The organism is Actinomadura sp. BRA 177 (genome assembly GCF_013372625.1).
Lineage (GTDB): Bacteria > Actinomycetota > Actinomycetes > Streptosporangiales > Streptosporangiaceae > Spirillospora.
The window spans coordinates 1-7,847 of the sequence record NZ_JABXFD010000412.1; the positions used below are offsets into that span (position 1 = coordinate 1).

At 72.8% G+C, this 7,847-nt stretch carries 6 protein-coding genes, 1 tRNA gene and 1 pseudogene; 2 read left to right on the forward strand and 6 right to left on the reverse strand.

Translation table 11 applies throughout. From position 1 onward, the window contains the following. A pseudogene (locus tag HUX53_RS24915) lies at positions 1-733 on the reverse strand (PucR family transcriptional regulator); the annotation flags it as partial. 128 nt (positions 734-861) lie between these two features. Between HUX53_RS24915 and HUX53_RS24920 the strand changes: the two are divergent. Continuing rightward, positions 862-1,656, forward strand: a complete 795-nt coding sequence (locus HUX53_RS24920; protein ID WP_176405649.1) for a class II aldolase/adducin family protein — start codon at positions 862-864, stop codon at positions 1,654-1,656. A 70-nt stretch (positions 1,657-1,726) separates the two neighbouring features. Here the strand turns inward: HUX53_RS24920 and HUX53_RS24925 are convergent, their stop codons facing one another. After that, positions 1,727-3,136 carry an ATP-binding protein gene (locus HUX53_RS24925; RefSeq protein ID WP_176405650.1) on the reverse strand — a complete coding sequence of 470 codons (1,410 nt, stop codon included), beginning with the start codon at positions 3,134-3,136 and terminating at the stop codon, positions 1,727-1,729. Continuing rightward, the gene (locus HUX53_RS24930; RefSeq protein ID WP_176405651.1) at positions 3,133-4,605 is read right to left on the reverse strand and encodes an FAD-dependent oxidoreductase; all 1,473 of its coding nucleotides are present in this window, start codon (positions 4,603-4,605) and stop codon (positions 3,133-3,135) included. Before HUX53_RS24930 ends, HUX53_RS24925 begins: the two co-directional genes overlap by 4 nt. Positions 4,606-4,744: 139 nt before the next feature. Here HUX53_RS24930 and HUX53_RS24935 point away from each other — a divergent pair, with 139 nt between their 5' ends. Continuing rightward, a complete protein-coding gene (locus HUX53_RS24935) occupies positions 4,745-5,800 on the forward strand; it encodes a Gfo/Idh/MocA family oxidoreductase (protein ID WP_176405652.1) in 1,056 nt (351 codons plus the stop codon). 88 nt (positions 5,801-5,888) lie between these two features. Here the strand turns inward: HUX53_RS24935 and HUX53_RS24940 are convergent, their stop codons facing one another. The 3 genes from HUX53_RS24940 to HUX53_RS24950 all read right to left on the reverse strand — a co-directional run bounded on the left by HUX53_RS24940 (position 5,889) and on the right by HUX53_RS24950 (position 7,672). After that, positions 5,889-6,908 (reverse strand): hypothetical protein, encoded by a 1,020-nt coding sequence (locus HUX53_RS24940; protein ID WP_309237421.1) that lies wholly within the window; start codon positions 6,906-6,908, stop codon positions 5,889-5,891. 182 nt (positions 6,909-7,090) lie between these two features. Continuing rightward, positions 7,091-7,531 carry an HNH endonuclease gene (locus tag HUX53_RS24945; RefSeq protein ID WP_176405653.1) on the reverse strand — a complete coding sequence of 147 codons (441 nt, stop codon included), beginning with the start codon at positions 7,529-7,531 and terminating at the stop codon, positions 7,091-7,093. 26 nt (positions 7,532-7,557) lie between these two features. Next, positions 7,558-7,672, reverse strand: a tRNA-OTHER gene (locus tag HUX53_RS24950). Positions 7,673-7,847 lie beyond the last annotated feature (175 nt).

Below are 7,847 nucleotides of genomic sequence, written 5' to 3' on the forward strand. Positions count from 1 at the left end.
AGTTGTGTATAAGGGCCAGGTTCGCTGCGCTCGCCGCCCGGCTGCCGGCCGGACCCGGGTCCGGCAGCCGGGCGGCGGGAGCAGCGAACCGGCCGTCCACCAGCCCGCACAGGCCCGGCCCGGCGGCGGTCACCTCGGTCTCCAGCCGCGCCGCCACCGCCGGGTCGCTCACGTCGGACACGACGCAGTGGTAGGCGGCGGCCGGGTCGAGCGGCGCGCGGACCGGGACCGCCTCGCCGTGCAGCAGCTGCCGGAGCATCTGGGCCCGCGCCTCCCGCGCGGTGCGGGCCGTCTCCAGCTCGGTGACCCGGTGCGCGTGGACCATCCGGTGCACGAGCGCGGTGGTGATCTCGTCGATGCGGGTCACGCCGTCCAGCAGCACGGCGTCCGGCACCCCCATCCGGCGGCCCTCCGCGACGAGCACCCGGACGAGGTGGGCGCGGCCCGCCTGGAAGCCGTCCAGGAACGCCGCGACGGGCACCCCCTGCCGCGCCCGGTCCGAGCCGAGCCGCTCCGCCGCCGCCAGGACGTCCTCGCCGAGCCCGCCCTGCTCCAGCGCGGCGAGCACGCCCCGGACGAGGGCGCGGACGTGCCGCCGGGTCTCCTCCTCCGGCAGCGCCGCCACCAGCTCCGACCGGCCGCGGGCGGCGCGGACCGTCGCCTCCAGCACGGCCGGGTCGTCGCCGTGCTCGATCAGCAGCCGCAGGAACCGGTCACCCGTCCCGACGTCCATCCCTGCATTCTGCCGTCCCGTTGTCCCGTCCGGACAACCGGGCGCGGGACGCTTGGGCGGCGCCGGTCTAGCCGGATCCGGCGGCGATGGTGTTCGGTGGGGGTAGACGAGCATAAGGAGTCGCACCGATGTCCGATGAGGACGAGTTCCTGGAGAAGCTGCCGACCGACCTGATCTTCCGGCTGCCGCCCTCGTTCGACAAGGTCGAGGACGAGCGCCGGCACCGCAAGGAGCGGCTGACCGCCGCGCTGCGCATCTTCGGGAAGTTCGGCTTCGAGGAGGGCGTGGCGGGGCACATCACCGCCCGCGACCCCGAGCGCACCGACCACTTCTGGGTCAACCCGTTCGGCATGTCGTTCAAGCACATCAAGGTCAGCGACCTGATCCTGGTGAACCACGACGGCAAGGTCGTCGAGGGCCGGTACCCGGTCAACGAGGCCGCGTTCGCGATCCACTCCCAGGTCCACCAGGCGCGTCCCGGCGTGGTGGCCGCCGCGCACAGCCACTCCACCTACGGCCGCGCGATCTCGGCCCTCGGCCAGAAGCTGGAGCCGATCACGCAGGACGTGTGCGCGTTCTACCAGGACCACGGCCTGTTCGACGACTACACCGGCGTCGTCACCGACCTGGAGGAGGGCAAGCGCATCGCCGCGGCCCTCGGCGGCCACAAGGCGGTCATCCTGCGCAACCACGGCCTGCTCACCGTCGGCGACACCGTGGACGCCGCCGCCTGGTGGTTCATCACGATGGAGCGCTCCTGCGAGGTGCAGCTCCTCGCCAAGGCCGCCGGCGAGGTCGTGCCCATCGAGCACGACAACGCCGTCCTGACCCACGAGCAGATCGGCAACGACCTGGTCGGCTGGATCAACTACCAGCCCCTCTACGACCAGATCACGAGGGAGCAGCCCGACCTGTTCGACTAGCGCGCTTCCCGGCGCCGGCGTCCCCGCGGGCGCCGGGGCCTCCGCGTGCCCGGCGGCGGCCTCCTTGAGGCTAGGCGTCGGGTTCGGTGAGCGGGAGGAGGACCTGGAAGCGGGTGTCGCCCGGCAGGGAGTCCACCTTGATGGCACCGCCGTGGCGTCCGACGACGATCCGCCATGAGATGTCGAGGCCGAGTCCGGTGCCCTGCCCGACGGGCTTGGTGGTGAAGAACGGCGTGAAGATCCGGTCGCGGTCCTCTTCCGGGATGCCCACTCCGGTGTCGCCGATCTCCACGAGCGCGTGGTCGTTCTCCCGCGCCGTCCGCACGGTCAGGGTGCCCTCGCCCTGCATCGCCTGGAGCGCGTTGACGATCAGGTTCGTCCAGACCTGGTTCAGCTCCGCCGCGTAGACCGGGACGGGCGGGAGCGACTCGTCGTAGTCGACCTTCACCGTCACGTCCGGCCCGAACTTGCGCTTGAGCATGGTGAGCGTGCTGTCCAGCAGCTCGCGCAGGTCGACGCGCTGGTAGGCGGCGCGGTCGAGCTGGGAGTACTGCCGGGCCGAGTCCAGCAGCGCGGTGATGCGGCCCATCGCGTCGGAGATCTCCGCCTGCAGCTGCGCGACCTCCATGACCTCGGCGAGCCACCGCATCGCCGCCGGGAGGTGGTCGCCGGCCGCGCGCGCGACGTCCTCGGCCTGCTCGGTGCCGATCCCGGCGGCGACCAGGCCGGGCGCGAGGTCCCAGGCCTCCCCGACGCCGTGCTCCTCCAGCCAGTCGCCCAGCTCGTCCTCGGCGTCGCTGACGTCCAGGGGGCTGCGGCGGCCGGACGGCGGCGCGGGCAGCGCCGGGCGCAGCGAGACGAGCGCGCTCAGGTGCGTGCAGTCGACGCCCTGCGCGGCGAGGTCGGCCAGCGTCCGCTGCGCCCCGAGCAGCCGGTCGCCGAGCTCGGCGCTGGCCCGCGCGGCGGCCGCGGCCGGATTGTTCAGCTCGTGGGTGAGCCCGGCGGTGATCGTGCCGAGCGCGGTGAGCCGCTCCCGCTGGTCCACGAGCTGCCGCGTGGTGGTCATCCCGAAGAAGACGCCCGCCAGCAGGTGCGCGCCCATCGGGAACCACTTGCGGACGGCCATGGCGAACTTGCGGGCCGGCAGCACGAAGACCCTGGCCGGACGCGTCGCCCGGAGCGTGTGCTGGTAGCGCTGCTCGATCTTGTCGCCCAGGTACGCCTGCACGGCGCCGCCGTAGGTGCCGGGGCGATCGGTCCGGTTGATCTCCACCTGGTGGCCCCGGACGTTCTGGCTCATCACCATCTCGCCGTCCAGCAGCACGTACAGGAACTCGGCGGGGTCTCCCTGCGCGCAGACCACGCCGTCCGCGGGATACTCCCCGACCGTCCCGTACTGCGACAGCCAGCCGAGCTTCTCCTCGTCCAGGTCCTCGAAGAGGAACAGCCGCCGCAGCTCCTCCGGTGATGCCGTGCTCATGCCTGCTCCAAGTAGCGGTGGACGAGGGCGACGGCCATCGCGCCGTCGCCGACCGCCGAGGCGACCCGCTTCATCGACTCGGCGCGGACGTCGCCCGCGGCGAACACGCCGGGGACGCTCGTCTCCAGGTGGTAGGGCTGGCGGACGAGCGGCCAGCCCGCCGGGCGGCGGCCGCCGGCGACGAGGTCGGGGCCGGTCAGCACGTAGCCGCGCGGGTCGCGCTCGACGAGGCCGTCCAGCCACCCCGTGCCGGGCTCGGCGCCGATGAACACGAACAGCCAGTGCGCGTCGATCGTCTTCTTGCCGCCCGGCCACGCGAACGTGAGCCGCTCCAGCCGGTCGGCGCCGTCCGCGCCGCAGACGGTCTTGCCGGTGTGGACCTCGATGTTCGGCGTCGCCGCGATCTGCTCGATCAGGTAGTGCGACATCGACCGCTCCAGGCCGTCCGCCCGCACGATGATGTGCACCTTCTTCGCGTACCGGGCGAGGTACACGGCGGCCTGCCCGGCCGAGTTGGCGCCGCCGACGATGGCGACGTCCTCGTTCTCGCACTCCGGGGCCTCGGTGAGCGCGGCGCCGTAGTAGACGCCGCGGCCGACGAAGTCGTCCACGCTCTCGGCGTTCAGCCGCCGGTAGGACACGCCGGTGGCGAGGATGACGGCGTGCGCGGCGATCTCCGTGCCGTCCGCCAGCCGCGCCACCCGGGCGGTGCCGCGCGCCTCCAGCGCGGTGACCTCCCCGGCCTGCAGCAGCTCGGCGCCGAACCGGCCGGCCTGCCGGCGGGCCCGGTCGGCGAGCTGCGCCCCGGTCACCCCGTCGGGGAAGCCGAGGTAGTTCTCGATGCGGGAGCTCTGCCCAGCCTGCCCGCCGAGGGCGTGCCGCTCGACGACGACCGGCAGCTCCGGGCCCCCGGCGGCGGCGACCAGCTCGGCGCCCTCCTCGTCGGTGTCCATCAGCCACGAGTAGGGCACCTGGTTGCGGGCGAGCAGGTCGCGGACCTCGTAGCAGCGCGACGACCAGCGGTGCCCCACCACGCGCAGCTCGCGGGGCGGGCGCCGGTCGGTGCGCGCCCACACGTCCAGCAGCTCGTCGATCACCGGGTAGAACTTCTCGTCCGGCGGGTCCCACGGCTTGAGCAGGTAGTGGTCGAGGTCGACGTCGTTGATCGCGCGGATCGCCGCGTCGGTCTCGGCGTAGGCGGTGAGCAGCACGCGCCGCGCGGCCGGGAACAGGTCCATGGCGCGTTCGAGGAACTCCACGCCGTCCATCCCGGGCATCCGGTGGTCGGCGAGCAGCACGGCGGTGTCCTCGCCGCGCAGCTTCAGCTCGCTCAGCGCGTCCAGGGCCTGCCGCCCCGACTCGGCCCGGACGATCCGGTACGACTCGGCGTACCTGCGGCGCAGATCGCGCGCCACGGCCCGGGACACCCCCGGATCGTCGTCCACGGTCAGCAGCACTGGTTTGGGCACGCGACCCCCTCTATCGCCTGAACCCGCATAAAAAGCCTACGTGGCGCAGGCCACTCCGCACGCGCCGACACCCCGCGTCCGAGCGGCGCCGGGCACCCCGCCGCCGCGCCGCACGGGCGCCATCGGTCATGATCGGTGCATGGACCTGCGTGTTGCGCTGATCGGATTCGGCACCGGCGGCTCGGTGTTCCACGCCCCGCTGATCACGTCCGTCCCCGGGCTGCGGCTGGCCGCGGTCGTCACCCGCGCGCCGGAACGGCAGCGGGCCGTCCGGGAGCGGTACCCGGAAGCGGACGTCGTGGACCGCGCCGACCGGCTGTGGGGGGCGCCGGGCGCCTACGACCTCGTCGTGGTCGCCGCGCCGAACCGACAGCACGTCCCGCTGGCCCGGGCGGCGCTGACCGCGGGCGTCCCCGTCGTCGTGGACAAGCCGGTGGCGGCCTCCACCGCCGACGCCCGCTCCCTCGCCGCGCTGAGCGCCGTCCGCGGGCTGCCGGTGTTCCCGTACCACAACCGCCGCTGGGACGGCGACTACGTCACGGCGACGCGCCTGATCGCCGCCGGCGCGCTCGGCGACGTCCAGCGGTTCGAGTCCCGCTTCGAGCGCTGGCGGCTCGAGGTGAAGGAGAGCTGGAAGGAGAGCACCGACCCCCGCGACGCGGGCGGCATCCTGTTCGACCTCGGCTCGCACCTCATCGACCAGGCGATCGCCCTGTTCGGCCGTCCGGCCCGCGTCTACGCCGAGATCGACACCCGCCGCCGCGGCGCGACCGCCCCCGACGACGTGTTCCTCGCCCTCACCCACCCGAACGGCACGCGCTCGCACCTGTGGATGAGCGCGACCGCCGCCCAGCTGGGCCCGCGCTTCCGGGTGCTCGGGAGCCGCGCGTCCTACATCGTCTCCGGCATGGACCCGCAGGAGGCGCAGCTGCACGCGGGCCTCACCCCGAAGGACCCCGGCTACGGCATCGCCGCACCGGAGTCACACGGCCTCCTCGGCACGCCCGACGAGGCGACGCCCGACCCCACCGCCCCCGGCGCCTACCAGGACTTCTACGCCGGCGTCCTGCGCACCCTGCGGGACGGCGCGCCGCCGCCCACGACCCTCGCCGACGCGATCACGGGCCTGGAGGTCATCGAGGCCGCCGCCCGCTCCGCCGCCGAGGGCACCGCCGTCGAACTCGCCGACCAGTAGCACACGCCCGGCGCGGCCACGCGGAGAAGACGCAGTCGATGCGCCGGTCCGGCCAAAGTACCGGCCGCGTCCAGTGGCCGGCTCCGCGTCAGAGGACGGAGACGTGGACGTGGTCGAAGTGGTTCTGGGTGATGCTGCCGCGGTCCTCCATCTGGCGCCAGCCGCCGCTGCCGCGCATGTCGTAGATGCGCTGCTTCCAGATGACGTACTTGATGCCGAGGCGGGAGGCGTTGTCGATGACGTACTGGGCGACGCTGTCGCCGTGCGCCTGCGCGGAGGCGCTCGGCATCTTGCCGCCGGTGCTCTCCATGAAGTCGCAGGCGGTGCCGGAGCCGTGGTCCTGCGGGTCGCCGGGGCGGGCGCAGCCGATCGTCGGGAACGGGCCGAACTTGCCGTCGACCTCCAGCAGCACCGTGCGCATCCGCGCGGTCATCGAGTTGCCGACGATCGGGGACTTGGCGCCGCTGACGCCGTCGGGACGCCCGCCGCCGCTGACGGGCGCCTTCGTCACCTCGGGCTTGTACTTGGCCAGCAGCTTCTTGACCCGGGTGCGCTGGCTCTCCAGGTCCTCGATCTCCTTCTCGACGTCCGCCAGCTTCTTCTTCGCCGTCTCGTGCGACTGCTCCGCCTTGGCGGTGAGGGCCTGGAGGTTCTGGATGCGGCGGCCGTTGTTGCGGCTGATGTGCTCGATGACCGCGGCGTCGTGGACGGCGGCGCCCGGCTCGGCCGAGGAGATCATCGGGATCATGTCGAGCCGGCCGGTCATGTACGTGCTGGAGGCGAGCTGAGCGACGCTCTGGCGGGCGGCGTCGTACTCGCGGTCGGTCTTCGCCGCGTCCGCGCCCGCCCGCTCGGCGGCCTTCTTCGCCTCCTCCAGGGAGACGAGCTCGCCCCGGTACTCCTTCGACAGCTTCTCCGAGCGCGCCTTCAGCTCGGCGTACTCCTTCTTGAGATCCTTGGGCTCCTGCGGGAGTCCCGCGGCGCTCCCGGACACCGGCGGCAGCGCCGCCGACACGCCCACCGCGAGAACGATCGCGGTCAGGCGCCGCGCCACCGCGCGCTTGCGCGACGTACGGGCCGTCCTGCCGCCTGGATCGAGGGCCGCCACAGATCTCTCCTACATAACAAAGGTCAAGATTGGCGGCACGCTACCACAATCGCCCATTCAGCCTCAGACGCTTCGGAAATCTCAGATAAGCACACAGGGTCACGCGCGGGCTACCGGAGCCGGGCACACGGTACAGGACGCGGGCCGGGCCGCCGCCCGGCGGCCCGGCCCGCGTCCCCCCGTCACAGGCCCACGAGCTCCTCCCAGCGGGGCACCCGCGGCTGCGACAGCAGCCGCAGCCCGGCCTCGGAGACCGTCCGGTCCCCCTTGCGGTTGTTGCACTTCCCACACGCCAGGACGGTGTTCTCCCAGGTGTCGCCGCCGCCGCGCGACTGCGGGCGGACGTGGTCGATCGTGTTCCCGCGCTTCCCGCAGTAGCAGCAGCGCCCCCGATCACGCAGGTGGACGCCGCGCTTGCTCCACGGCGGCCGCCTCCCATGCCGCCACCGCATCGCGACGTACCGGACGAGCCGCAGGACCCGCGGCACCGGGAAGCGGCCGAAGGTCCGGCCCTCCTCCGCCTCCTCCACAACCGCCACCTCGCGCACCAGCATGCGAATGGCGTGCCGCAGATCCACCCTTTGTAAGGGCTCGTACGACGCATTCAAAACGAGCACGTTCACCGGGCCACCTCCTCACCCCTGCGCCGCTCCCCCGCCAGGACTCGAACCCGGACCCCGCACCGCCCCGGGACCCGCGGCCCCAGCGCCATAGAGGACGCAACAATGTCGCGGTACGGCGTTCTACCATTGAACTACAGGGAAATACTCCGGCAATTCCAAAGCCTCCGAGCATTTCCCGGAGCACCCTCCAAGCCTGCCGAAACCCACCCAACACCAGCAACGCATTTTCGCCCCCCCAGCACGCCCACAACGGAGGTGGGGGCGTCGGGTTCGGTCGGGTTGCCGACTCCTCCACACAACCAATCCCGCCGACCCG

Excerpts from the sequence above, each read along its gene's own strand:
- HUX53_RS24920 (WP_176405649.1), top strand. The coding sequence starts at position 862 with ATGTCCGATGAGGACGAGTTCCTGGAGAAGCTGCCGACCGACCTGATC.
- HUX53_RS24925 (WP_176405650.1), bottom strand. The coding sequence starts at position 3,136 with ATGAGCACGGCATCACCGGAGGAGCTGCGGCGGCTGTTCCTCTTCGAG.
- HUX53_RS24935 (WP_176405652.1), top strand. The coding sequence starts at position 4,745 with ATGGACCTGCGTGTTGCGCTGATCGGATTCGGCACCGGCGGCTCGGTG.